Source organism: Paenibacillus sp. TAB_01 (assembly GCF_043945595.1).
Lineage (GTDB): Bacteria > Bacillota > Bacilli > Paenibacillales > NBRC-103111 > Paenibacillus_S.
In genome coordinates this window covers 5,072,376-5,096,287 of the sequence record NZ_JBIFNP010000001.1, presented here as the reverse complement: position 1 = coordinate 5,096,287, position 23,912 = coordinate 5,072,376, and the positions used below count along the sequence as shown (strand labels likewise).

Below are 23,912 nucleotides of genomic sequence, written 5' to 3'. Positions count from 1 at the left end.
GCTATAGTGTCTAGTCTAAAGTTAGATTATCGGGAGGAATAAATAGGAAAACGTCGAAAAAGAAGAAAGATAGAGTCTTTCTGGAAACTGTTTTATGAATCGGAACCATAAATAAACCTAATACGACAGTAATAGTCGAAGAAAGGATAGAAGAATGTTTTCTCCCTTTGATCAAATCAAAGAAACGAAATATTTGTCAGAAGATAAAGCGGGCATCTACCGACCTATTTGTCGGGTTTTGTTCCAAAAAACCGCATTGGAGTTTCAAGGGAGTATGTACACCATCTCAGAGATCTTAACGGATCTGAAGCAGCGGCCTGAATTTGAAGGGCGGTTTATAGACCTCACGGAAAAGGAGCTTGATGATGCACTAAAAAGCCTAGAAAAATGGGGTAATGTGCTCGGTCATCAAGATACCTCTAAGGCTAAGCGTATCGAAGAGTTGAAAAACCGGCGTTCACTCTATAGTATCACGGACATAACGATCGAATTGGAACGTATGATTGAGGGACTTCAAAATAGTCTTCGTTCTATTCGTGGCATCGAGTTTGAACGGCATATTCCTGATCGTATGATGGAAGAGCTCGACAAGTTAAAAAAGTGGAAAGAAGGGCAACCTTACGACTTGCGGATCGTTTGGAAGGAACTCATGGATCGGTTTAAATCATTGCAAACTGAATCTTCAAATTTCTTTGCCCAAATTAGCCGCGCTTCTTTTAATGAAGACATGATGCGAACAGCTTCGTTTTTGGCTTATAAAGAGAAGTTCGTTCAAATGCTTCGCAATTTTGTTCTCGTAATCATGGACAAGCAAGAGAAGGTTCGGCAATATTTTCATGAGATTTCAGATGAAAATATTCAACGAATTGTGGATCACATCGTAACAAAGGAAGAAGCGGCAGATATATCTGGTGACTTTAACGTCGAAGAATCACGATCCGCGCGTCTATCTGAATGGCAAGGTCTAAAAGGTTGGTTTGTAGAAATTAATGGAAAAAAACCGGGCGTTCGTTTTTTGATTGATCAGGCTAAGAATACGATCGTTCGCGTAGTTAAAATTGCCGAACAGATAACTGATCGTTACAACCATTTCAAAAGTCGTAAAAACGATTGTCTACAGATCGCTCGACTATTGGCAAGAGCAGAAACAATTGAAGAATGTCATCGTCTATCAGCATATGTATTTGGTGTACAACAAACGTTTCATTTTTTTGCAATGCCAAAGCGATCAGATGATCACCACGATACAATTTGGGAGTACGACCCACATGAAGTTACTATATTCAAAAATGTGCCTGGACGAAGGGCGGGGAAAATTAAACATGCGCTTGATGAAAATCCACTTAAAGAGTATGAGCTCTTAAAACAACATCAAGAGCATCAAATGATTATCCGCCGGTACTTCGATGAGCTTACCGTTGATGGTAGAATCGTATTTGAAGAGTTGCCTGTTCTTCACCCCATTATTCGAAATATCTTACTTGAGTTAATAGGACAAGCAAGTGCTTCTAGTAAAAAGATTGCACGTACGGATAATGGTATCAAATTCCGATTAACAAAACGTTCAGATCGGTGGATTCAAGTTCGTTTTACGGATGGCACGCTAACAATGAAGGATCTTGAGATTGAGCGAGTTGAAGGAGTTAACTGATGATGAAAGATACCATGTCTTTTCAGGATTGTGTCCGAGTATTATTTGATTGCTACTGGGTTCGCCAGGAGGATAATCCTGAAGTGTTTTATGCCATCAAGAAACAAGAAAGTGATTTGGAAGCCTACTTTCGCAACAATTTTCGATATCATCTGATTGTAGAGGGGACATTTGCAAAACTCGAAAAAATTCCATTTATAGCTCGGCCTTCGATGGGGATTTTATCCTTTGAAAGGAAGCAAAGTTATATGTTTTTCGCTTGTTTACTTGCTTACTTTGAGGATAAAGGAGAGGATCAGCAGTTTCTTCTCCAAGATGCATGCGAAGCAATGCTCAGCTACGCGCCAGAGGAAGTAGGGAACATTAGCTGGGAGGACAGAAGCACGCGTAAAGCATTTGTGGGGGCGCTTAAATTTTGTAGAGATTACCATATAATCGAAGAAATCGATCAGCAGATTGAAAATTTTCGTGATCAAATTGATCATGAAGTGTTGCTCCAAACCACTTCCATGTTTCGTCGTGTCTTGACTCTGTATTTTAGCGATCTTTCAAAACTCCAAACCATTGATGATTTTGAACATGTGGTACAAAAAGAGATTGAAGAGACAACAACTCCAAAGCAACGGGTCATGAGAACCTGGTTTTTAGAATCAGCTCTTCGTCATGAGGAACTTACACCTGCGGATCGTGAAGCTTTAAACTGTGAGTTTGAATCATGGCAAGCAGAAGTTGAAAGTCGGTTCGATTCTATGCATGTTGAGAAGTATAAGTCCACGAGTGCAATTATTCATAGTGAATATCAATATGGTCAGTATTATCCAAATGCTTGGAACAATCAAACGATTAATGCAGCCATTCAGTGGGCAACGGAGGTATTTGACCGGGTGCGGAGCGGAGAAATTGTTCCTGACTTATATGGCCGAATTCGGATGTATGAGCGCGAAGCATTTCAGATTTTTCTTACTATCAAAGAAAAGTTTCATTATGGATGGAACAAAGAGTTTACGCAAACTAAATCCTCAGAAGCAGTATGGAAAATGGTGGTTGAGGCACTTGGGCAATTTTCAATTATCAAACCAATTGGGGAAAACCAATTGTATTGCTTTGATCTTGCGGGGAGAATTACAGGCGAGTATCCGAAGGAGGAAACCCAATGAGCGCCCAGCGGTACCAACCTAATCGTTTAGGGCTTTTTAATTTTTGGTATCACACCGACTCCGTATTTGAGTTTGCTAATGGGAAATTGTTTGTTCGTGGGGCAAACGGTAGTGGAAAATCCGTAACGACAACTATGGCGGTTCCGATCTTACTTGATGGAGATAAAAGTCCAGTTCGCCTAGACCCGTTTGGTGGAAAAAGCCGCTTAATGGTTGATTTGTTACTAGGTGAAAAAAATATTTCTCAAAAGGAAGAAGCAACGGGATATCTGTTTTTTGAATATAAAAAAGGCGATTCGTATTTGACGTTTGGGATTGGTATGCAGGGCAGGCGTAATGAGCGTTCTATGGATTATTGGTATTTTATGATTAATGACGGTAGGCGAATTGGACACGAATTCTTTTTATACGACGAAGAAAATGTCCGCGGCGAGATCCAAAAATTCCCGCTTACCAAAAAGCAATTAGATGAAAAAATTGGACGTGGCGGGGAATTTACCACAAGTTCAGCTCGTTATAGCGAAATGGTAAATGAGTACTTATTCGGGTTTGATTCTGTTAAAACGTTTAAAGAGCTTATTCATATTTTAATTCAGCTTCGAAGCCCCAAACTTTCCCGAGACACTAAGCCAAATGATGTATCCAATCTGTTGTCAGACTCGTTGCCTGAACTCACTGATGATGATTTGATGCCTATGATTAAGACTATTAGTGCGATTGATGATCATCAAGGGAAACTTGAAAAACTGGACAATTCACTTCAATACCTAAAGGCTCTACAGGCAGCATATCAGAGCTATAACGAACATCGTCTGTATGAAATAGCCCAAAAAAATGTTGAGATCGAAAACCAGCTTCGTCGTTCGATAAAAGCGCTAGAAAGTGATCAGAAACTATTAAAACAACACGAAACTGAGATTGCAGAACTAGCGGAGCTGCTGGCACGACTTGAAACGGAAAAACTAGCGCTAGAGGTGAAGGAGAACCATCTCAGGGGGCACAAGGTGTTCAGCCTTCGAAAGCAAAAAGCCCAGTACGAAGAAGAAATTGAAAAATCCCAAAAAGCATTTAAATCACTTACAGAGTTTTGGGATTCTAAACGTCTAAAACTTGAATCAGTAATTCACGATCAAAAACAAGATGCCTACGCCAAAGAAAAAGCAGAGGAATACATAATCGAAATTGGTGAAGAGTTAGCGGAAATCGCTAAACAAACGTTTTTTACGGCTCATGATCAATTGCTAGCGGATCTGGAAGAAGGAAGAGAAGAAGAATTGGATCTTTATCGAAAAAATTGGGAAGAAGAATTACAAGCTCATCAAAAAGCTCTTTCCTTGATTCGAAAACTAGTTCAGGATGTTGAAGTTTGTCGACTACGTGAAAAGGATGCGGAGAGCAGTTGGAGACCGTTAAAAAGAAAGGGGAAGAACTTCAAGTAAACGCTAAACATACTCGTGAAAAGTTGAACGAAGATTTAGAATCATGGCAAACCCACACTCAAGTCTTTGTGCTTGAAGAAAAGCCCAAACAACAATTGGTTGGTTTTTTTGAATCATTTTTTTATGAGGAGATTGAGGAGGCTTCGCGCGAAGTAGAGTCCTGGTGTAGCGAGCAGAAGCAAATGCAAGAAGAACCGATTGTTCGAGAAATTGAGGGGCATAAGTATACTATAACACACGAGAAAGGTCAGCAAGCCATTTGGAGAAAACAAATCGAGGAGCTTAAAAATCAGTCTGAAATAGAGCCTATATACTCTAACGATGAACAGGCTAGTCGTTACGCTCTTCGGGAGCAAGGTATCATGTTTGCGAGTTTTTATGAAGTTGTTGATTTTCGTTTCGAGGTAGATGAGCAGACTCGAAAAAACATTGAAGCAGCCATTTCAAGATCAGGTCTTCTTACTTCTCTTGTGGTTACAGAAGAAGATGAAGATCACGTTTCCGAAATGCTTCCAATCGTTCGTACCCAGCCAATTAAAACTCAAAATCTAACAGAGTATTTGGTAGCAATACCCACTGAATTTTTATCACAATCTCGAATAGAGCGATTACTTCAAGGAATATCCATTTCCAAGTCCGATGAATCCTATCTTTTGCATTCTGGAGAGTTTCAAAGTGGTTTTATTCACGGGAGTGCGCCAGTTCAAGAAGATCAGTTAATCGGAAAAGCTGCAAGAGAAGCCATAAGAGAAAAACGTCTTCTGAGCTTGCAAGCAGATATCCAGTTTGCGCAAAATCGAGTTGATGAGGCCGAGGATCGCATATCGTTTTTTGAGAATCAGCAACGGCTCTTGAAAGCGGACTTTTTGAATTTTCCTTCTCTCGAGCCTATGAAAAAGGTGGAAAAACAGCGCAGAATTTTGGATACGGAAGAAAAAATGGCCAATGCTCAGGTGGAGCAACAAGAAGCCAACTTGCAAACCTTGAAACAAAAAAATTTACCGATCATCAATGAATTTTTGTACAAATCTGCACCATATCATCGCATTGAAAGAACGTCGGAAGCCTATCAGACTGTTCTTGACAACCTAGGGGCATATAGTACACAACTCAGTAACTTTTTCCATCGTTTGCTGCAGAGAAAGAGATTATCAGAAAAAGTGCAAGATGCTTCAATTAGGATCGATGATCTAGAGAATGAACTAGAAACTATTCAAGAGCAAAAGGTAGATGTAACTCGGGAACAGAATACCCAAGAAGTCAAGTTAAAGACTGTTTTGGAGCTGATCACAAAAGAAGATGACGAACAAAATATATTGGTGCAAATTGATGAAGTAGTTTCGAAGAAAAAAGAAACTGAAACAGCTAGGGATCAAGGAATTGAACGTCGAGCCGATCTCCGGTCGGCTATTTCTGAACTAGAGAAAAAAAACGAAAACCAGCGCTCAGCTATTCTGGAACTAGAAGAACTCAAGCAGGGATGGGAGTCTTTATTCCAAGAGGAGAAAAGCTTTACTTTTACCGATGCTCATTGGACTGCGCGTGTCGCGGCTCAACATTTGGAATCGGAGTACGCGGCATTAAAGGCGAGTGATATACAAGAGGCGCTGAATCGAGCAATCTATGACAGTGAGCGTGAATTAGTAGATCAAGATATGAAGCAGACCAGGTACACGTTAAAAATTAGAAGCGTAGGTGAAGGTCGAGATTGGGAAATGCTTCGTCACTTTACTGATCGGCTTTTTGTAACGTTCGTACCCAGTTATATCGAGATAAAGCCTGTTCAATTACTTGGCGAATTGCAAGCCACTCGCGATGAAACGGCGCTCGCCATTCAAGAAAAAGAACGGGAACTTTACGAGAAAGTACTAATTGATGATATTGGTTCCAGCATTCGCGATTTGATAGAAAAGGCGAGAAAATGGGAGAAGGAGGCCAATCAATTCCTTTCGAGTATTGATACTACCGTTCGGATGCAACTCAAATGGAAACCGCTTCCTGCCAAAGAACAGGGGGAGCTGTCGACGGACAAGCTAGTTGAACTTCTTTCTAAGGAAACTCAATGGCTGAATAATCGTGATCTAGAACGGATAGCGGAGCATTTTAAAGCTAAAGTTGAGCAAGCACGATTTATGACGAAAGAGGACACACGGTTCTCATTAACTACCAAAATGAAAGAACTGCTAGATTATCGAAAATGGTATAGGTTTGTATTGTATTATCAAAAAGATAGACAAGCGGATTTCGAAGAATTTACCCTTAAAGTTTTCGAGACTATGAGTGGCGGCGAAAAAGGCATTTCCATGTACAGCCCATTGTTTGCCGCAGCCGCTGCAAAGTATAAACATGCCAGATCCGATGCCCCCCGCTTGTTTTCTCTCGACGAAGCATTCGCGGGGATCGATCATGAAAATATTGAAAATATTTTTGGACTTATCTCACAGTTTGATTTCGATTATTTGATGAATTCCCAGATCCTTTGGGGAACATATGAAACAGTTAAGGAACTCTCAATTATAGAAATCCTGCGTAGAGTGAATGAAAAGACATTAGCGCTAGGTCGATATTATTGGGATGGGGCAGATAAACACGAGCTTCCAAGCGGCCATTTTTTGGAGGAATACTATGTCGAAAAACAATCTCACGGTCTTGTTGCAGCGACTTCGGAGTCAGCCCGGATTTGATCGGCTCCTTTATTTATTTGAAGAAAAGTTTCGTAGCTACGGTTCATTTGGAAAAGTAGAAATATCTAATCCTATGCAGATAGAAATCGATACCTTACGCGGGTTGATGGGCCGTAAGATTAGAATTGAAAATAATAAAGTGACGGTGAAAGCAACCGATTTTGAACAGGCAATTCTGGATGCCGGATTTGAAGTAGACTTACATTCTCTACTAGAAGCTTATGCCCAACAACCACTTAGAACTAAACGAAAGATTCAAGAAGAGAGAGAAGAAGAGAAAGAACAGTTTTTTCAATACTTCATGCAACAACCTAGTTCGGACGGTTCTTTTTACAAGTTTATTTCATTTATAAAAGAGTATAATAATGCACCATCTATCCATATAATGTATAAAAAAAATCCGGATCTCCTTTGGCATTTGCTGGGGCTTATCAACAAAATGTTTTGTTGCTTGCCGTTAAGCAATGATGTTTTTCTGCCTGTGCTTGCCCATGAACTTACAGATGATTTTCATGCTTTGAACCCCAAGTCCGATGGGGGTAAGATAATGTTATTTGCTTTGCAGGTGTTAAATTATTTAAATGCTGGTGAGGAACTCTTTTCAAAACCGACCGAAGAACAAATAAAGGAACTCTTGCAGGGTTATCATATTTTGTTTTGTCCAGATGCTACTAGAATAACGCATCGTTTGTGGATTTCAAAAGAGCAAAACGAGGCGGTTCATAACTATAATTTAATCGCTTTAGAAAAGATTGGTGAGGGGGCTTTTGCAGAAGTCTATAGAGTTTTTGATCCAGTTTTAAAAAAAGAAGTGGCGTGCAAGGTTCTTTTTGAAAAGTCATATTTTTTAAGTGAGTATGGGAAAGAAGGCGAGGATTACTTACAGCGTTTTAAAAAGGAAGTAAGAATTTTGAAAGATAAGATAATTCATCCTAATATAATAGATATATATAATGTGGAGCTTGAGCAGGAACGGATTTTATTCACAATGCCCTTGGCTGAAAACTCATTGGAAAAGTGGTTAGAGTTAAACCCTGGTGTATCAAATGAAGTGAGGATAAGTATATTTAAAGATATTTTAAGTGGCGTAGCTTACCTTCATGACTGTGAAATCAATCATCGGGATTTAGCTCCTCACAATATTTTACTTTTCAAAAATGAAGATGGGACTGTACTTGCAAAGGTTGCTGATTTTGGACTGGCGAAAGATCACCGATCACTCTCTGCATCAACCAGCCTTTCAGTTGGTGGATATGGAAGATGGGGGTTTGCAGCTCCAGAGCAAATGAAAAGTTTGAAGAATGCTGACCATCTTTCAGATATTTATTCACTTGGTACCTTATTATACTATTTATTTGCTGGAGAGCCCCCAAGTCCACGATTTAAAACAATAATTAACCATCATCTTATTATTGCGAAGGCTATGGAAGAAGAGCGTTCCAAACGATATCAGACAGTTAGCGAATTAATGGATGATATTAACAGTTCCTTGGCTAAAGAGAGTCATTCATTCCTCAGTTTAAGTATATATGGATTCCAGGATTTTTTCGTCGATGTTGCTCATGTTTTAGATTGTATGACCGCAGTTCGAATTGAGGCATCTAATGAAGTTTTTGAGAGATTTATTCGACCTCTTATCTCAATTCCTTTAGAAGTTCTGAAAGAATGCATTAAAAATGAAAAGGTAATGATCCCTTTTATGAATATAGCTAGAGAGAATATTTCTAGACTTGAGGGGTGTTCTGAAGAAGATTGGAATCAAATATCATTACGGATCGCTGGGGTTTTTAGAGGAACACAAAATTTAGGACTACAAACAGATGCCATATACATTCTAATGGTAGTTGCATTAGAAGTGAATAACAATCTAGCTCAATTAATACTCGTTGAAATTATGAGGTTCCTAGTAAGTTATAGTAAAATCTCCGTGCAAATGGCTCAACTAATTGAGAAACATTTTTTTTCGTATCATGAATTGCTAATCAGTATTCTGAAGGATATCCACTATCCGATCGATATACGAGATGTATTGAACGATTATTAGCAGAATATCTTTTTTACGTTCATTTTGCAGAATGGGGGCCATCGCAAATTTCCAGACATCGCTCGTATTACTGATGAAAATATAGAAAACTAGGAAATAATTGACTGAATAGTAGTTCTAATGTACTATATTTATTGATCATATTAAATAACTGAGGTGACTTATATGCAAGACAACTCTAAATATGTAAAGGACTACTCAGATGATTCTTTCTGGTTAAAATTAAAAAAATTCGCAAAAAAAGCCGGAAGCAAAGTTGTCTATGCCGCTTTACTCCTATATTTCGCTCTTCAAAGCCCAAAGGTTCCTATTAAAGCAAAAGCAGTGATAATTGGTGCTCTTGGCTACTTTATTAGTCCTTTGGATATTATCCCAGATATAACACCAGGAATAGGTTTCGGAGATGACCTTGGGGTACTTATTGGAGCACTATTAACGGTAGCCATGTACATTGATGCTGACATTAAAGTGAATGCCCGTAATAAAGTCTTGGATTGGTTCGGTTCAGATATAAAAGATGAAATTAACTTTATTAATGCAAAGCTATCTAGATAAAGTAAAGATGTTGTCCCTAAAGCTGCTATGCTCTCTTTCAAGTGGACAGGTTTAATAAATAACCGGCCACTCTTGTGAAGTGACTCAAAAAGTTAGACATTAATGAAGCCTGCAAGTCATGAGTTCGGTACTGTACCCGACTCATGACTTGCAGGCTTTTTCTTGATACGAATGATGTTCGCCCCGCGCGGACGGCAAAGACTCGTTTGATTTATTCTAAATGCTCTAGTATTGTAAGTGAAGAATAAGCGAATAACGCCTCTGTAAATTATGACCCCAGTTTATCGCCTTACAAACTATCTTACCCGTAATGTTTATTATTTAATATTTGCTTAAAATTAAAACTTAGGAGAATATCATGTCCTGGAGCAAATTGAAGCAGCAATTGGAGAGCTTTCTCAGTCCAGCGTTACAAGGGAAAGTGGAATACCGTGCAACCGGCTATCGTTATTTGCCCGATAAAGCAGGGATTTGTTATATCATGGTTGATAAAAAAAATATATTGAATATGAGCGATGCGACGACCTTAATCAAATGGTATCAATCGGAGCAGGAAATAAAAAACGACCCGGGTATCGATATTCCGATCAGCCCTGAACAAATAAAGGCTGTAAGAATGAATATGGGGGATAAGATTCCGGAAGATCGTTTAATCGTTATTGCGCGAAGCAGAGAAATATCCGAATTGGCAAAGGAGCTTTTGGCAGCACAATCTTCACTCAGTAAATCCGATTTTATGGCTGCAGCTGCTAAATTTTTATCCTCGCCTATTGAGGAAAGCATCGAAAGCAAGGATATGTTATTGAATATTTTGGCATTGATGGACAGGCGGGTCGGGAAAAAGCGGATTTTAAATATGTCGGAAAAAATCAAGCTAAAGCATCCGGCTGTGCAGTATTTTTTTGAACTAAGGCTTGGCACGTTCTAAACGACATTTCAGACTCCTAAGGAAAAAGGCCTTTAAACACAGGAAATTCAGAGTGTTTAAAGGTTTTTTTGTAGGAAAATAATGTTCGTAAATCGTTGGCGAAAAAAACGGCAGAAATGCCGTTTTTTTACTACATAACAAATACAAACTAGATTAACAATATAACAAACGTAAACGCAGACGAAATGCAACGGATTCCAAACAAATAGGAGGTTGTAGCCTATGGATACGGCAACGATGAGCCCGACGGGTTCGGAATTAGCCGAGCTTATTGGCCAGTTAGAAAGCCAAATCAAGATAAACCAGCGGCTCGTATCCGAGATTTTGACTGAGCTGATTGAGGAGAAGAATAACGCAGGAACAATCGATTCCGACTTAAATACTTTTTTAGTTCAATGGTCGGGGAAAATAAGCAAGCGGAGCACGCTGCTTTAGATGTATCGCATCTTTTTACTCAATTGATCAAGGAAAAAGTAAACTCCGGCACCTCGAGTGCGGAAATAATAGCCTTGCTATCTCAAATTATGGATCAAACGAAGCAAAAAAATTTAACCGCTGCGGAAACCAAGAAAACGGGATTTATCAGGTCATTAAGCCTGGCTTTCAGTCAGGTAGCGGGATTGGACGACGTGTGTAAATTTATGCTGAAAAATGTAAAATTAGCGGGGGAAGACGCTGACAGCTTTGCCGCCATACTGGAGAAGGATGATTTGCCGATACCTGAGCGATGGGATTCGGACATCACCGATGCGAAGGTAAGTCCCTTTTCGGATAAATTAATGATGTTTCACGCGGCTTTTTTAGTCAATGCGGCACTTTCTTATTATGGCGCGGCCTTAGGCTCCAGCTTAAGATCGGATATCATTGTCAATTACAAAATTGTATTCAGCCATGCAATGGAGGCCGGGGCTCTGTGCTTTAAAATTATGGTAAAGCATGGCTGGCTGGAAAAACAACCGGAAGCGGCGGACAGAAAAGCCCTGGTGAAAAGCTGAAAATGGCTGCTAGCGAACCGCAAGTTATGCATGGCATACATATAACTAAAAAACGAAGGGAGCGCTGAAGCTGCCTTCGTTTTTTGGTATTGCTTACTTCTGCAGTTTATTCTGAAGCGCCAGGATCAGGGTGACCGCTTCGGCGCGTGTTGCACTGTCATTCGGTGCGAATGTGTTATTATCCCGCCCGCTGATGATGCCCTGCTTCTGGGCTGCGGCAACCTCCGCCTGCGCCCATTGCGGAATAAGGTTCGCATCCGCGAAGCTTATTTGCGCGCTTGCATCCGCCTCCAGCTTTAGGGCGCGTGCGATGATAACCGCCAGCTCGGCGCGGCTGATTTGACGGTCGGACTGGAACGAGCCGTCCTCGTAGCCGTTAATGATACCCGCCTGCACAACGGGTGCAAGATACGGCTTCACCCAGGATGGGATGCTGCCTTCATCCGAGAATTGAAGCGGGGTCTGGCTTTCTCCCAGCTTCAGCGCTCTGCTGAGCAGGATTGTAAATTCGGCGCGGTTGATCGCCGCATTCGGGTGAAAGCCTCCATCCTCGTAGCCGTTCACGATGCCTAGTCCTACAGCCCGTCCAATGTCGGCTTGGGCCCAATGATTCTGCAAATCCGTAAAGCTGCTGACAGGAGTCTCACCGGAAGGGGAGGTGCCGGAAGGCGGTGATTGGTGAGAATCATCAGCAGGTGTGGTAGACGGCGTTGTGACCGGATCGTCAGCCGGCACGGCAGGGGAGCTCGGTGGCGTCTGCGCCGGAGCCGCCTTTACCAGCACCGGCGTACCGAATCCCAGATCCACATCGTACTCATGGTCGTATAAACCGATGGGCTCGGGCAGCTGCCAATAGACCTTCACCCAGCCGTCCAAGCGGGCTTTCAAATCGCTTACTTCAAAGCGGACGACACGGGTGTTGGCTGCAGCGTCCGTACTCACCGTTTCCGATTCGGTCAGAACGCCGCCCACCATCGTCTTGAACGATTTGGTCTCCGCGCTCTGTTTCATCAGAAACGAGACGTACTTTTTGCCGCCGGACACCGTTAATTTACCGCTGTTTCTGTCGACGTAATCATACATGACCGATTGTTCATCCGTATTGTTCTTGTAAATGGTAAAACCGATCGTATATTGCCCGTCGGCCAGCTCATCCGATGCTTGCGCGGCGGCTTCGGCCGTTCCGGCGCCGAAATGAAAGACGGAGAGAAGAGAGGAGAGAAATAAGGCCAGGGAGAGCCAGACGGCCGCCGATCGCTTCAAATGATTGTTCAACTGTAAGTACACTCCTTTTTTCATTAGTTCGTGACGCTATAAAAAAAGCATATTACGATAATGATAATCATTATCAATAAAATTGTCAATACTTGTAATATGCGATTGTTCTTACCGGACAAAAAAGCCCGGAAGCGCCGGTTGCAGGCCTTCTCGCTTTTTGCAGCATTCCTTCGTATTCGATTTGGATTCGCTTCATCGGCTCCGGGGATTTTATTTTAAAAGAATTTGGAATTGCAGCGCACGCTTCCAGTCATTTATAATAGCAGGTGAATGGAGGCTGATCGAAATGGCAAATCAATTTGCCGGAACAAGAAGCAGCTCATGCAAAGCCTAGGCTTAGGGCGATACTTTGCATGGGCGGACGGTTACTGATAACAGGTCGCCCAATAATATAAATATCGTTTCTAATGACAGGCTTTGCACCTATTTTTTGAAATAAAAAATAAGGGGCTGAAAGCAATGATGAAAACGTTCATTAGAAACCATCAATATAATTTAATTAAAAAGCAGGCGGGTCTGCTGCAGCGAGCATGCCAGACCGTTTCCGATCCGAAGGTAGTAGAGTCGGTAAGATACAGCGCTCAAACCGCGATTTTAGATGCGTTTCCGGATGCCGGAGAGCAGGAGAAGCAGCTGCTGGCAGCTCTCTTCGCTGCGCACGCCGGAACAATTCCGGGATTATCTGAATGCGCTGGAGCCTTATTTGGAGCCTCTTCCGCCATTGACCGCAAAGCAGCTTGCCAAGCTGTTCCCTAAGGTCAAGAAGCTGAAAGCGCCGGATTTATCGGCTGTCGATACCCGGTATCTCACTTATCTCGGCTGGGCGGACATCGCGACGAATAAATTGTTTATCGTTTATCATCTGGACGGTCAATGGGTCGGTATTGAAGGAAGACAGACTCCGACGAATAAAGGCGTATGCTTCGTGTGCAACCGGCATGAAGAGGTCGCTTTATTTTCCGCAGTAACCAAATGGAGGCCGGCCAACGCTTCGCCGGAATACTATAAGGCGATCGGCAATTATTTGTGTGTGGACAGCAGCGTATGCAACAAGAACATCACGAATGGGATCCCCCTGGAGAAGTTTGTCCGCGAGGTGACCGGAAACCGTGAGCCGTAAGGAAATTTTGTCTCCAAATATTGTCGTTACGGCAAATCAAGCTAAGTCGTAAAAGGAGCCTGCCAACGACGGGAGGCCGCTGAAAAAGTCCCAATGAGAAAAGGTGTAGTATCCTCACAAGTTTTTTTGAAGAGGCTGCACCTTTTTCCTGTATATCAAAATCTTAAGTTCTTCAGTGGCCTCAACCAAGGCTATACTTTCTTACTGATAGTAACCGCAAACCCCCGGCATGTAAATTACTGCGCGGCTGGGTTTAGCGGTTTTCTTTTTATGTTTTTTGGTAGCGGATGGAAACATTAGAGAAATTTAATGAGCCATAAGTAATATTTTTATTGTTTAACGATATCGAATATAGTACTATATGACTATGTAAAATACAAAATTCGATAAAATTTGATATTTTTATACATATTTTTGTTGATTCATACTTAAAGACATCCGCTGTTTGTAAATTCAGTATCGGAGGAGGGTTAAAACGGGAAGTAAGGGATAAAACAATTCAAAGGACGGCGCCTGCACACATGACAAATCAGGAACAATATATTGAGTTTGGCATCGGAAATGAGAATTATGCCATTTTGATTTCAGAGATTCAGGAGATAATCAAATATCAAGAGATTACAGAGATTCCTGCTTCCAGACCCTATGTTCGCGGGATCATAAATCTGAGGGGAAGAATCGTCCCCATCATAAGCTTGCGTAGCCTGCTTTCCTTCGACGAAGAGCATATAACGAAATCCACACGAATTGTTGTGGTGAATCACAGGGAGGAATCTGTTGGAATTATTGTCGATCGGGTAATCAAGGTCGCGATGTTCACAGATATTCAACCTCCGCCGGATCATCTAGGCGTCATTAGCGGGGACTATTTTGTCGGCATAGGCATTTCCGGAACAGAGCTCGTAGGTATTTTGAAATTGGATCAAGTGCTGCTTCATGAATAGAGAAGAGGCTGTTTCGACGGTCCATACTGCTGCTGATGCCGGCAAGAAAGTACCCTTTCTAGAAGTATTAATGTCGTTTTCTGCAGGCTCGGAGCTGGATTTGATTGCATTGGATACCTGTGCATGACACAAAATAATGAGAATTAAGAGGTGGGTCATTTCATGAGTTGGTATTTGAATTTGAAAACAAAGACAAAGTTAATTTGGGCTTTTATGATTATAGCGGTTATGATGGGGGTTGTCGGGAGTTACGGGCTAAGCAACCTGAGTAAGATGAACTCCAGAGTGGAATATATGTATTCAGGGATTGCTGTGCCGATCAACGATGTTTTGAATGCACAGGTAAGCTATACGCGAATGAGGGTATCCATCCGGGATTTGTATATTACCGATTCTCCTACTGAGAAAAAGAACATCGCGGATAGCTACCAGAAAACGAAAGCGTCTATCGAAGCAGCTATAGCAAAGTATAGATCAAGTGAATTGACGGATATCGACAAGGAAGCGCTTCAACCGTTTGATTCGACTTGGAAAGCCTACCTCAAGGTTTACGAAAAAGCAATTGAGCTTGGCTTAGCTAATCGGAACGAAGAGCTCCTGGGACTGATCTCTGGTGATTTAAGCACTCAAGGAAATGCAGTACGTGACGTATTGAATAACGTCGTTGCTGCCAATCTTACGGATGCTGCCAAGGCAAGCAAGGATAGTAATTCAATCTATTCAAGCTCGAAAACAATAACTATTGCCGTTATTGTCGGTGCGGTCATATTAAGCATTGGATTCGGGTACATCATTTCACAGATGATTTCCAGACCTCTTCATCGTGTCGTAAACCTGGTCAGCAAGGTGGCGGATGGCGACCTTAGAGAGGAGCTTGATATCAAGACAAAGGATGAAGTCGGTCAGTTGGTTGCTTCCATTAACCATATGATTGACAATTTGCGCAATACGATTGGAAATATATTATCTTCATCCCAAAGCGTAGCCGCGGCCGCGGAGCAAATATCCGCGAGCACGCAGGAAATTGCAAGCGGCAGTACAAGCCAAGCCGACGCCGCTCAAACTATTAACGAGTTGTTTAGAGAATTATCATCCGTTATTCATTCTGTGGCGCAGAGTACGGAGCAGGCTTCTGAACTTTCCAGTAATACGATGGAGGTTGCCAATGAAGGCAGAGAAATTATTCAATCCTCTATGGAGAGTATGAACACAGTTAGTGCTCAAATGTCTCGACTGGAAAGTGACTCCCAGAAAGTAGGGGAAATTATTGAAGTGATTGAAGATATAGCCGATCAAACCAACCTACTGGCTCTCAACGCAGCCATCGAAGCTGCGCGTGCGGGGGAACAGGGACGCGGTTTTGCAGTCGTAGCTGACGAGGTTCGTAAGCTTGCCGAGAGAAGCGGAGAAGCAACCAAACAAATCACAATGATTATTAAAGGCATGCAGGAAAATACACGGCACAGTGTTGCGGCAGTTCAAGACAGTTCAGCGTTATCCAAACAAACGGGAGAATCCTTCCGGCAAATTTCCGTTATGGTTAACGAGGCCGGCCAAAAGGTATCCGAGATTGCCGCTGCCAGCGAAGAACAAGCGGCACAGGCTTCAACAGTATTAATTTCAGTTGAAAGCATCTCGGCAGTTACGGAAGAAGCTGCTGCGAGCAGTGAGGAAACCGCATCCACAGCCCAGTCTTTAGCTCAATTAGCCGAGGATCTCCAGCATGCTGTCGCTATATTTAAAATAAAATAGCACCTCCCGAAACTTTCCTTATTAAAATTTGGAATTGCAGCAAAGATTTCCTCCGTTCGGGTTGACAACGGCATTCGGATGCCATAGAATAACTAATAATTAATTCGATAATCAAATGTTTCGATTAGAAATAGTAGAAGTGATACGAGCTTTCAGAGAGCCGCTGGTTGGTGCGAAGCGGCAGCGTCATTCATTTCGAACTCGTCTATGAACAGCTGCCTGACAATGTAGGGTACGCCGGAATTCCACCGTTACAGGGATAGATGGTGATGGCCATCGAATGAGCTCATTTCGTATGAAATGAATTAGAGTGGTACCGCGGGTTAACCTCGTCTCTATACAATAGAGACGGGGTTTTTTTGTTGATTAAAGACCGGGTTTAATCAACCCCGCTTGACATAAATGTTACGTTATTCGAACCCAACCATTCGAGGAGGATATAATATGAGCCGTAAAATTATCGTATTGGACACGACTTTGCGTGACGGAGAGCAAGTGCCGGGCGCCAAATTGAACGTACATCAAAAAATCGAATTCGCGCAGCAGCTCAAACGGCTGAATGCGGATATTATTGAAGCGGGCTTTCCCGCATCTTCGGCAGGGGATTTTCAATCCGTACAGGAAATAGCAAGAACCGTCGGCGACACTATATCGATTACCGCGCTTGCCAGGGCAGTGAAGAACGATATCGATGCGGTCTATGAAAGCATCAGGCTCGCGCAAAACCCGTTCATCCATATCGTGCTGGGCACCTCGAACATCCATGTCGAGAAGAAGTTTAACCGCTCGAAGGACGCGGTGATGCAGATGGGGGTCGATGCGGTCAAATATGCCAAAACCTTGCTGCCGCATGTGCAGTATTCGACGGAGGATGCTTCCCGCTCCGACTTTGAATATTTGTGGCAGACGATCGAAGCGGTCGTGAAAGCGGGGGCGACGATCATTAATGTGCCGGATACGGTCGGTTATGCCGTGCCGGAGGAGTTCGGCGAATTGATCCGCAAAATTAACGAGCGGCTGAAAAATGTGAACCCGGACGTCATTCTCAGCGTTCACTGTCATAACGACCTGGGGCTTGCCACGGCCAATACGCTTAGCGCAATCAAGAACGGCGCCGACAAAGTCGAGTGCACCATCAACGGCTTGGGCGAACGGGCCGGCAATACTTCGCTGGAAGAAGTGGTCATGGGGCTTAAGGTGCGGGAGAACTATTACGGCTGCCATACGGGCATCCATGCGAAGGAACTGCTCAGAACGTCCAGGCTGCTTACGCACCTGACAGGGCTGGATGTGCAGGTGAACAAGGCTATTACAGGCGAGAACGCCTTTGCGCATTCCTCCGGCATTCACCAGGATGGGCTGCTGAAGGATAAGCGGGTATATGAAATTATGTCCCCGGAAGAAGTCGGCGCCGAAAGCATGGAGCTGATTCTGACCGCCCGCTCGGGCCGCCACGCATTCAAGAACGCAGTCGAGAAAATGGGCTTCGCTGTAGAGGATGCCGAAGACTTTGAGCAGCTGTTCGCAAAATTTTTAACGCTGGCCGACGCCAAGAAGGAAGTATACGATCACGACGTATTCTACCTGGTGACCCAACACCGGACGATAGATACTAGCGACAGCCGCTTGTATGAGCTGGAATCGTTCCAGGTCGTTACAGGCGATCTGTGCCCGACGGCGACGGTCCGGCTGAAGAAGGGCGGAGTGACCTTCACGGACAGCGCGGTCGGCGACGGTCCGATCGATGCCTTGTACAGCGCCATCAAAGCGCTGGCGGGGCTGGAGGTTCAGCTGAAGGATTACAAAATCAACAGCTTGTCCCGGGGAAAGGAAGCGATCGGGCGGGTGAATATCCGGATCGAGTATCAAGGCAAAACATACTCCGGCCGGGCGATGGATACGGACATCATCAAAGCGAGCGCTATGGCGTTCTTGAACGGGATCAATGCCGCACTGCTGGATACGTCTCATGAGGCCGTTGTGACGGCGGAAAGCTGATCCTGTCCTGAAGGATCGGTGATTTTGTAAAAATCTCTTCCGATTCGCCGGCAAAAAACTGCGGATGCCGAGGAACCACTGAAAAAAGAGCGGAGAGTACGGGATCGTTCTGCAGAAACGCAAAGCGTTCGCCATTGTCCCTGGATTTCAACCGCTACAAGAGGAATATAATCAGAGAAATACAGGGACAACAGCGATCGGAAGACTATTCCGTACTCGTAGCAATGACTTTTTCAGTGGCCTCCCTTGCAGCAATGCCTTTTTCAGCGGTCTCTGAGGAGGTCCGCAGTTTTTTTGCCTGCCGGCTCGTATTGACATTAAAAATGAGCAGTGATATAAAAAAAGAGAATGGCACTCGAAGATAGGGAGTGCTAACAGAGCTGACTGATTCGAGAGGAGAATTTTGGAATGGAAAAAAAGCAGTTTCAAGCGGAATCCAAGCGGCTTTTGGAAATGATGATCAATTCCATTTACACACAGAAGGAGATTTTTCTAAGAGAGCTCATTTCCAATGCAAGCGATGCCATCGACAAAATTTATTATAAGGCATTGACGGACGCTAATTTGGTTTTTGACAAGGACAGCTACTATATTCAGGTGGTGCCCGATAAGGAGAACAGAACGCTGACGATTCGCGATACCGGGATCGGGATGACCAAGGAGAACCTTGAGAATCATCTCGGTGTTATCGCCAAAAGCGGATCCCTCGCATTCAAGAAGGAGAATGAAGCGAAGAACGGCCATAACATTATCGGCCAATTCGGGGTCGGCTTCTATTCCGCTTTTATGGTAGCGGATGTCGTGACCGTAATCAGTAAAGCATTGGAAGGAGACAGCGCGTATAAATGGGAATCGACCGGCGCGGACGGATATACGATTGAGCCTTATCAGAAGGATTCGGTAGGTACGGATATTATCTTGAAGATTAAAGACAACACCGAAGAAGAGAGCTATGATGAGTTTCTTGAAGAATACCGCCTTAGAGCGATTATTAAGAAGTATTCCGATTTCATCCGTTATCCGATCAAGATGGATATTTCCGGAAGAAGACCGAAGGAAGGCAGCGACGACGAGTTCGAGGATTACAAGGAAGAGCAGGTCGTCAACAGCATGGTTCCGATCTGGAGAAAGAACAAGAGCGAGCTGACGGCCGAGGATTACGAGAAGTTTTATAATGAGAAGCATTACGGCTTCGACAAGCCGTTGAAGCATATCCATGTGAGCGCGGACGGAGCGGTGGTGTACCAGGCCATCCTGTACATTCCGGAGAGCGTGCCGTTCGATTATTATTCGAAGGAATTTGAAAAAGGGCTGGAGCTGTACGCCAACGGCGTGCTCATTATGAATAAATGCTCCGACCTGCTCCCCGATTATTTCAGCTTCGTGAAAGGGATGGTCGATTCCGAAAGCCTGTCGCTGAACATTTCCAGGGAAATGCTGCAGCATGACCGCCAGCTGAAGCTGATTGCGAAGAATATCGAGAGCAAAATCAAAAGCCAGCTGCTCAGCCTGCTGAAGGATGAGAGAGAGAAGTACGAGAAGTTTTACCAGTCGTTCGGGCGCCAATTGAAATTCGGCGTGTACAGCGACTACGGCAGCCATAAGGCGATGCTGCAGGACCTGTTGATGTTCTATTCCTCCAAGGAGAAAAAGCTCGTCACTTTGGATGAGTACGTGTCCAGAATGCCGGAGGATCAAAAATATATTTACTACGCATCCGGCGAATCGATCGAGCGGATCGACAAGCTGCCGCAAACCGAGCTGGTGACCGATAAAGGCTACGAGCTGCTGTACTTCACCGACGATATCGATGAATTCGCGATCAAGATGCTGATGAACTACAAGGAGAAGGAATTCAAATCCGTATCCAGCGGCGACCTGGGGATTGAAGCGGACGAAAATGAGGATAAGGCGGAAGCGGATCAGAAGAACCATCAAGAGCTGTTCGATTATATGAAAAATCTGTTATCGGGCAAAGTGACTCAAGTCAGAGCGTCCAAGCGGTTAAGATCGCATCCGGTGTGCTTGACGACCGAAGGGGACGTCACGATCGAGATGGAGAAAATTTTGAACGCGATGCCGAACAACCCGAACGTGAAGGCGGACAAGGTGCTGGAAATCAACGTGCATCATGAGGTGTTCCAGTCGCTCGAGAGCGCGTTCGAGAAAGACAAGGAAAAGCTGAATCTGTATACGGCGCTGCTGTATAATCAAGCTTTGTTGATCGAAGGCCTGCCGATTCAGGATCCGGTTGAATTCACCAACGATATTTGCAAAATCATGGTATAAGCTTCGCCTGCTCCGGGCTCTGCTCCGGATGCAGCTGAAACGAGCGCTGATCGGCGCTCGTTTTTTTGTTGTTTATAAAATAAGGGGCAGCGAATTCGAGGGATGACCGCAGCCGCGGAAAAGGAATCGGCGCAGCGGCTCGCATTTACTTTTGAGGGGCTTGCTCGCGAAGCGGGTCTGCCCTTGGAATTACGGCAGCGCTTTTTTCGCGAGGAAGGGTGAGTGCTTCGTCACCGGGCACCGTGTCCGCCGCTTATGTCCTTAGGAGCGCGATGGACCCGCGCGTAGAGCCAGGCGGCAGCCGATTGCAGCGCGGCGGTAATCAGGAACGGGGAAGCGAAGTGACCCGCCTCGATCAGGCCGCCGAAGGCTCCCGGCCACAGTACGGCCCCTGTTCTAATAAGCAAATAGTTTATTTTGGAGAACAAGGAACGTTTGCCCCGGCCCCGGTTCTTGTCCTCCATCAGGAGCGCGGTTCGATTGCCGCGGGTGCCGAGACTGCACGCGGTGCAGCCGATCTCCAGGACGGCGGCAAGCGCGAAAGACGTGGTCCACGGCATAGCCAGCAGCAAAACGATGGAGAGCAGCTGCATAAAGGTGACGGAACGCAGCGCTCCATCCTTGTCTGCCCCGGCGCCGATTCTGAACGACAGCCATCCGGCGGCGATGTACGACAGCCCCATTACGGCGCCGATCGCTCCGGGCGAAGCGCCGAACCGGACCGAGAACCAATAGGAGGTCATCGTGCAGGAGAGAGCTGCGGTCACCGTGCCGAGCATATAGGCAAAATGCCGCAGCTCTTCCAGGCGCTGCTCCTTTGTCTCCGTGCTTTGGCCGGTCCGGAGCCTTCTCCATGCCGTGACGGCAAGGATCGCGAGAAAGACGGCGATAGGAACGTAGAGAGCCGCTTCCCGCAGGCCCAGCCGCCTGAGCACGAAGGCTATGCCGAGGACCGGCGGCAAGGCTTAGCGCCAGCAGAAGCAGCTTCATGCCTTCGCCTGCACGCCCGCTCCGCCCTCCCGAGACGGCGGCGTTTCGTTCTGCCTCTGCACTTGGCTTCGCAGCTGCAGTCCGCTCCGCCACCGCACTTTGCTCCGCAGCCGCACCTCGCTCTGCCATGGTCGCCGCACCTCGCACCTCAGCTGCACCTCGCCCAGCCGCAGCGCTTCGCTCTATCGCCGCACCTTGCTCCGTAACCGCTGCCCGCTGTACAGCTGCGGCCGCCTCCGGCGCTTCCGCGGGCTTCGGCTTCGGCTTGCGCTTGCCGCCGCTGATCCGCAGGAGAAGCGCGGCCCCGCCTGCGGCGCTTAGCGCAATGAGCGCGAAGGCCGGCCGGTAAGCATCCGGCCCGGCCAGCAAGCTGCCGTACCAGGAAGGCAGGCAGCCCAGCAGGCAGCCGATACCCATGCCGAGATAGCCGAGCAGCGCATTCGCATGGAACAGGCGGCTGGAATCGTAGCGCGCGTAAGCGGCGAGCCAAGCCCGCTCAATAGGCGAAGCCGGGCCGCCTGAGCCCGAATGACCGCTGCCGAGCCCGGCGCTGACAATAGCGATATCCAGGGCGACGGTATGGGTAGTCAGCGATACGGCAAGCGCGGCGAAGGCTGTGATCAGTTCGAGGAGCAGAAGAAACCGCTTGGCTCCAAGCAGGGCGTTCAGCTCGCCGGCAAGCAGCGTCGCAGCCGTCTTGACGATCCCGGCTGCCGCCAGCAGCGCACCGATGGCGCCGCCACTCCAGCCGAGCTCCCTGAGCAGCAGGCTCATATCGACAAGGGCGATCCCCTGCCCGACACTGCGCAGCAGGGTGACCGTTTGCAGCAGGCGGACATCTCGATGGGAGCCCATCCAACGGGTGAAATTAGGCATTATCATAGTTTTTGCATCCTCGCTAGCTGTGAATATTGATCTTGTCCATCTTTAGGGGTAAGGGCCGTTGTATCTCTTTTGCAACCAGCTTAGCATAGAGTCCTTGACATCTACTGTCAGTGAATGATAATAAAATATAAATAAAAACGGAAAGAAGGGAATCGGATGAGAGCCGACAGGCTGATTGCTATTCTGCTGCATCTGCAGAACCGGCGCATGACGGCTAAAGAGCTCTCCCAGCTGCTAGAGGTCTCCGAGCGTACGATTTACCGGGACATTGATGCGCTTTGCTCGTCCGGGGTGCCGATTCAGGCGGATTCGGGTTTGGGCGGAGGCTTCACGCTCCCCGCAGCTTACCGCACCAAGGTAGACGGATTGACTACCCCCGAAATTCACGCGCTGTTCCTGCAAATGAACGAGGAGCCGTTCAAGTCGCTCGGCATCGGTCAATCGATGAAATCAGCCTGGCTCAAGCTGTTTCATTCCTTGGAAGACCCGCTGCGGGACGATGCGGAGTGGATCCGCAACCGGGTATTTCTCGATATGGGAAGCTGGCGCCAGCGGCAGGAGCAGGTCAAATTTATGAAAGAGGTACAGCAAGCCGTCTGGGAGCAGAGATGCGCTGTCATGGTGTACAACGACCGATTTCAGCAAAGGCACGAGCTCGAGCTGGAGCCTTACGGTCTCGTAATGAAAGCGGGAATGTGGTTTGTTGCCGGGCTAGCTGCAGGAGAGAAGATGGGAGCGTTCCGTCTGTTCCGGCTCGAGTCTTTTCAGCTCATAAACAGAACGTTTGAGCGCAGGGAAGGATTCGATCTGGAGGCGTATTGGCTGGAGTGGCTGCAGTCGTATGAGAGCAGGCAGTTTCAGTACCGGGTCACACTGAGATCGACGCCGGAAGCCTTGGATGCCATGACTGCTATGAACGGGGCGGTCATAGCGTCGCAGCCTCTCACGGAAGGCGGAATCGAAGCAGCAGAGGATTGGATAGAGGCGCAGATGAGCTTTGAACGGGAGGAAAGTGCGCTGTCCGCGGTTTTGAGCCAGGGGGCCGGAGTACAAGTGCTGGCTCCGCCGTCTCTGCGCGGGCGCCTCGGCGAGCTGGCCTCCTCTTTGACCGCTTATTATACCCGCTGACCGGCGACAGCCTGATAAGCTCAGAAGGTGTTCTGAAAGCGGAGTTAGCCTCGCCGGCTGAGCCGCGTCAGATTT

17 protein-coding genes, 1 pseudogene and 1 other annotated feature are annotated in these 23,912 nt (G+C 45.7%); of the genes and pseudogenes, 15 read left to right on the top strand and 3 right to left on the bottom strand.

The genetic code is table 11. The features are described 5' to 3' along the window. Window positions 1-154 precede the first annotated feature (154 nt). The 9 genes from ACHHV8_RS24780 to ACHHV8_RS24740 all read left to right on the top strand — a co-directional run bounded on the left by ACHHV8_RS24780 (window position 155) and on the right by ACHHV8_RS24740 (window position 11,453). A complete protein-coding gene (locus ACHHV8_RS24780) occupies window positions 155-1,651 on the top strand; it encodes a TIGR02677 family protein (protein WP_395162085.1) in 1,497 nt (498 codons plus the stop codon). After that, on the top strand, window positions 1,651-2,808 hold the full coding sequence (locus ACHHV8_RS24775; RefSeq protein WP_395162084.1) for a DUF2398 family protein: 1,158 nt from the start codon (window positions 1,651-1,653) through the stop codon (window positions 2,806-2,808). The genes ACHHV8_RS24780 and ACHHV8_RS24775 overlap by 1 nt, the downstream gene beginning before the upstream one ends. Beyond that, the gene (locus ACHHV8_RS24770) at window positions 2,805-4,247 is read left to right on the top strand and encodes a hypothetical protein (RefSeq protein WP_395162083.1); all 1,443 of its coding nucleotides are present in this window, start codon (window positions 2,805-2,807) and stop codon (window positions 4,245-4,247) included. Before ACHHV8_RS24775 ends, ACHHV8_RS24770 begins: the two co-directional genes overlap by 4 nt. After that, on the top strand, window positions 4,208-6,931 hold the full coding sequence (locus ACHHV8_RS24765; protein ID WP_395162082.1) for an SbcC/MukB-like Walker B domain-containing protein: 2,724 nt from the start codon (window positions 4,208-4,210) through the stop codon (window positions 6,929-6,931). The genes ACHHV8_RS24770 and ACHHV8_RS24765 overlap by 40 nt, the downstream gene beginning before the upstream one ends. Next, complete coding sequence (locus ACHHV8_RS24760) at window positions 6,873-8,975, top strand: protein kinase domain-containing protein (RefSeq protein WP_395162081.1); 2,103 nt, start codon at window positions 6,873-6,875, stop codon at window positions 8,973-8,975. Before ACHHV8_RS24765 ends, ACHHV8_RS24760 begins: the two co-directional genes overlap by 59 nt. A gap of 165 nt (window positions 8,976-9,140) precedes the next feature. Then, window positions 9,141-9,530 carry a YkvA family protein gene (locus ACHHV8_RS24755; protein WP_395162080.1) on the top strand — a complete coding sequence of 130 codons (390 nt, stop codon included), beginning with the start codon at window positions 9,141-9,143 and terminating at the stop codon, window positions 9,528-9,530. A 358-nt stretch (window positions 9,531-9,888) separates the two neighbouring features. Beyond that, window positions 9,889-10,458: an SF0329 family protein gene (locus tag ACHHV8_RS24750; RefSeq protein ID WP_395162079.1), complete on the top strand. Its 570-nt coding sequence runs from the start codon at window positions 9,889-9,891 to the stop codon at window positions 10,456-10,458. Window positions 10,459-10,680: 222 nt separating this feature from the next. Further along, on the top strand, window positions 10,681-10,893 hold the full coding sequence (locus ACHHV8_RS24745) for a hypothetical protein (protein WP_395162078.1): 213 nt from the start codon (window positions 10,681-10,683) through the stop codon (window positions 10,891-10,893). Window positions 10,894-10,967: 74 nt separating this feature from the next. Further along, entirely contained in the window at window positions 10,968-11,453 is a 486-nt protein-coding gene (locus ACHHV8_RS24740) for a DUF3231 family protein (RefSeq protein ID WP_395162077.1), read from the top strand. A 93-nt stretch (window positions 11,454-11,546) separates the two neighbouring features. Here the strand turns inward: ACHHV8_RS24740 and ACHHV8_RS24735 are convergent, their stop codons facing one another. Next, window positions 11,547-12,728 (bottom strand): S-layer homology domain-containing protein, encoded by a 1,182-nt coding sequence (locus ACHHV8_RS24735; RefSeq protein ID WP_395162076.1) that lies wholly within the window; start codon window positions 12,726-12,728, stop codon window positions 11,547-11,549. Between the two features lie 462 nt (window positions 12,729-13,190). On the opposite strand from ACHHV8_RS24735, the pseudogene ACHHV8_RS24730 reads away from it, so the two are divergent. From ACHHV8_RS24730 to htpG, 5 genes and pseudogenes are all read left to right on the top strand, one after another. After that, window positions 13,191-13,851 (top strand): annotated as a pseudogene (locus tag ACHHV8_RS24730) (FusB/FusC family EF-G-binding protein). 521 nt (window positions 13,852-14,372) lie between these two features. Further along, the gene (locus ACHHV8_RS24725) at window positions 14,373-14,795 is read left to right on the top strand and encodes a chemotaxis protein CheW (RefSeq protein ID WP_395162075.1); all 423 of its coding nucleotides are present in this window, start codon (window positions 14,373-14,375) and stop codon (window positions 14,793-14,795) included. A gap of 162 nt (window positions 14,796-14,957) precedes the next feature. Beyond that, complete coding sequence (locus ACHHV8_RS24720; protein ID WP_395162074.1) at window positions 14,958-16,547, top strand: methyl-accepting chemotaxis protein; 1,590 nt, start codon at window positions 14,958-14,960, stop codon at window positions 16,545-16,547. A 111-nt stretch (window positions 16,548-16,658) separates the two neighbouring features. Then, window positions 16,659-16,887 (top strand) — a binding site (T-box leader). Window positions 16,888-16,991: 104 nt separating this feature from the next. Beyond that, window positions 16,992-18,545, top strand: coding sequence for a 2-isopropylmalate synthase (locus ACHHV8_RS24715; RefSeq protein WP_395162073.1), 1,554 nt, complete (start codon window positions 16,992-16,994; stop codon window positions 18,543-18,545). 408 nt (window positions 18,546-18,953) lie between these two features. After that, entirely contained in the window at window positions 18,954-20,834 is a 1,881-nt protein-coding gene (gene htpG / locus ACHHV8_RS24710; protein WP_395162072.1) for a molecular chaperone HtpG, read from the top strand. A 230-nt stretch (window positions 20,835-21,064) separates the two neighbouring features. Here htpG and ACHHV8_RS24705 read toward each other — a convergent pair whose 3' ends face one another. Further along, complete coding sequence (locus ACHHV8_RS24705) at window positions 21,065-21,262, bottom strand: hypothetical protein (protein ID WP_395162071.1); 198 nt, start codon at window positions 21,260-21,262, stop codon at window positions 21,065-21,067. Beyond that, the gene (locus tag ACHHV8_RS24700) at window positions 21,231-22,706 is read right to left on the bottom strand and encodes a hypothetical protein (protein WP_395162070.1); all 1,476 of its coding nucleotides are present in this window, start codon (window positions 22,704-22,706) and stop codon (window positions 21,231-21,233) included. The genes ACHHV8_RS24705 and ACHHV8_RS24700 overlap by 32 nt, the downstream gene beginning before the upstream one ends. Before the next feature lie 159 nt (window positions 22,707-22,865). Between ACHHV8_RS24700 and ACHHV8_RS24695 the strand changes: the two genes are divergently transcribed. Further along, a complete protein-coding gene (locus ACHHV8_RS24695; RefSeq protein ID WP_395162069.1) occupies window positions 22,866-23,837 on the top strand; it encodes a helix-turn-helix transcriptional regulator in 972 nt (323 codons plus the stop codon). Window positions 23,838-23,912 lie beyond the last annotated feature (75 nt).

Bases quoted from the DNA above. Each gene is read 5' to 3' on its own strand.
- ACHHV8_RS24780 (WP_395162085.1), top strand. From the start codon at position 155: ATGTTTTCTCCCTTTGATCAAATCAAAGAAACGAAATATTTGTCAGAA.
- ACHHV8_RS24775 (WP_395162084.1), top strand. From the start codon at position 1,651: ATGATGAAAGATACCATGTCTTTTCAGGATTGTGTCCGAGTATTATTT.
- ACHHV8_RS24770 (WP_395162083.1), top strand. From the start codon at position 2,805: ATGAGCGCCCAGCGGTACCAACCTAATCGTTTAGGGCTTTTTAATTTT.
- ACHHV8_RS24760 (WP_395162081.1), top strand. From the start codon at position 6,873: ATGTCGAAAAACAATCTCACGGTCTTGTTGCAGCGACTTCGGAGTCAG.
- ACHHV8_RS24755 (WP_395162080.1), top strand. From the start codon at position 9,141: ATGCAAGACAACTCTAAATATGTAAAGGACTACTCAGATGATTCTTTC.
- ACHHV8_RS24750 (WP_395162079.1), top strand. From the start codon at position 9,889: ATGTCCTGGAGCAAATTGAAGCAGCAATTGGAGAGCTTTCTCAGTCCA.
- ACHHV8_RS24745 (WP_395162078.1), top strand. From the start codon at position 10,681: ATGGATACGGCAACGATGAGCCCGACGGGTTCGGAATTAGCCGAGCTT.
- ACHHV8_RS24725 (WP_395162075.1), top strand. From the start codon at position 14,373: ATGACAAATCAGGAACAATATATTGAGTTTGGCATCGGAAATGAGAAT.
- ACHHV8_RS24720 (WP_395162074.1), top strand. From the start codon at position 14,958: ATGAGTTGGTATTTGAATTTGAAAACAAAGACAAAGTTAATTTGGGCT.
- ACHHV8_RS24715 (WP_395162073.1), top strand. From the start codon at position 16,992: ATGAGCCGTAAAATTATCGTATTGGACACGACTTTGCGTGACGGAGAG.
- htpG (WP_395162072.1), top strand. From the start codon at position 18,954: ATGGAAAAAAAGCAGTTTCAAGCGGAATCCAAGCGGCTTTTGGAAATG.
- ACHHV8_RS24700 (WP_395162070.1), bottom strand. From the start codon at position 22,706: ATGATAATGCCTAATTTCACCCGTTGGATGGGCTCCCATCGAGATGTC.
- ACHHV8_RS24695 (WP_395162069.1), top strand. From the start codon at position 22,866: ATGAGAGCCGACAGGCTGATTGCTATTCTGCTGCATCTGCAGAACCGG.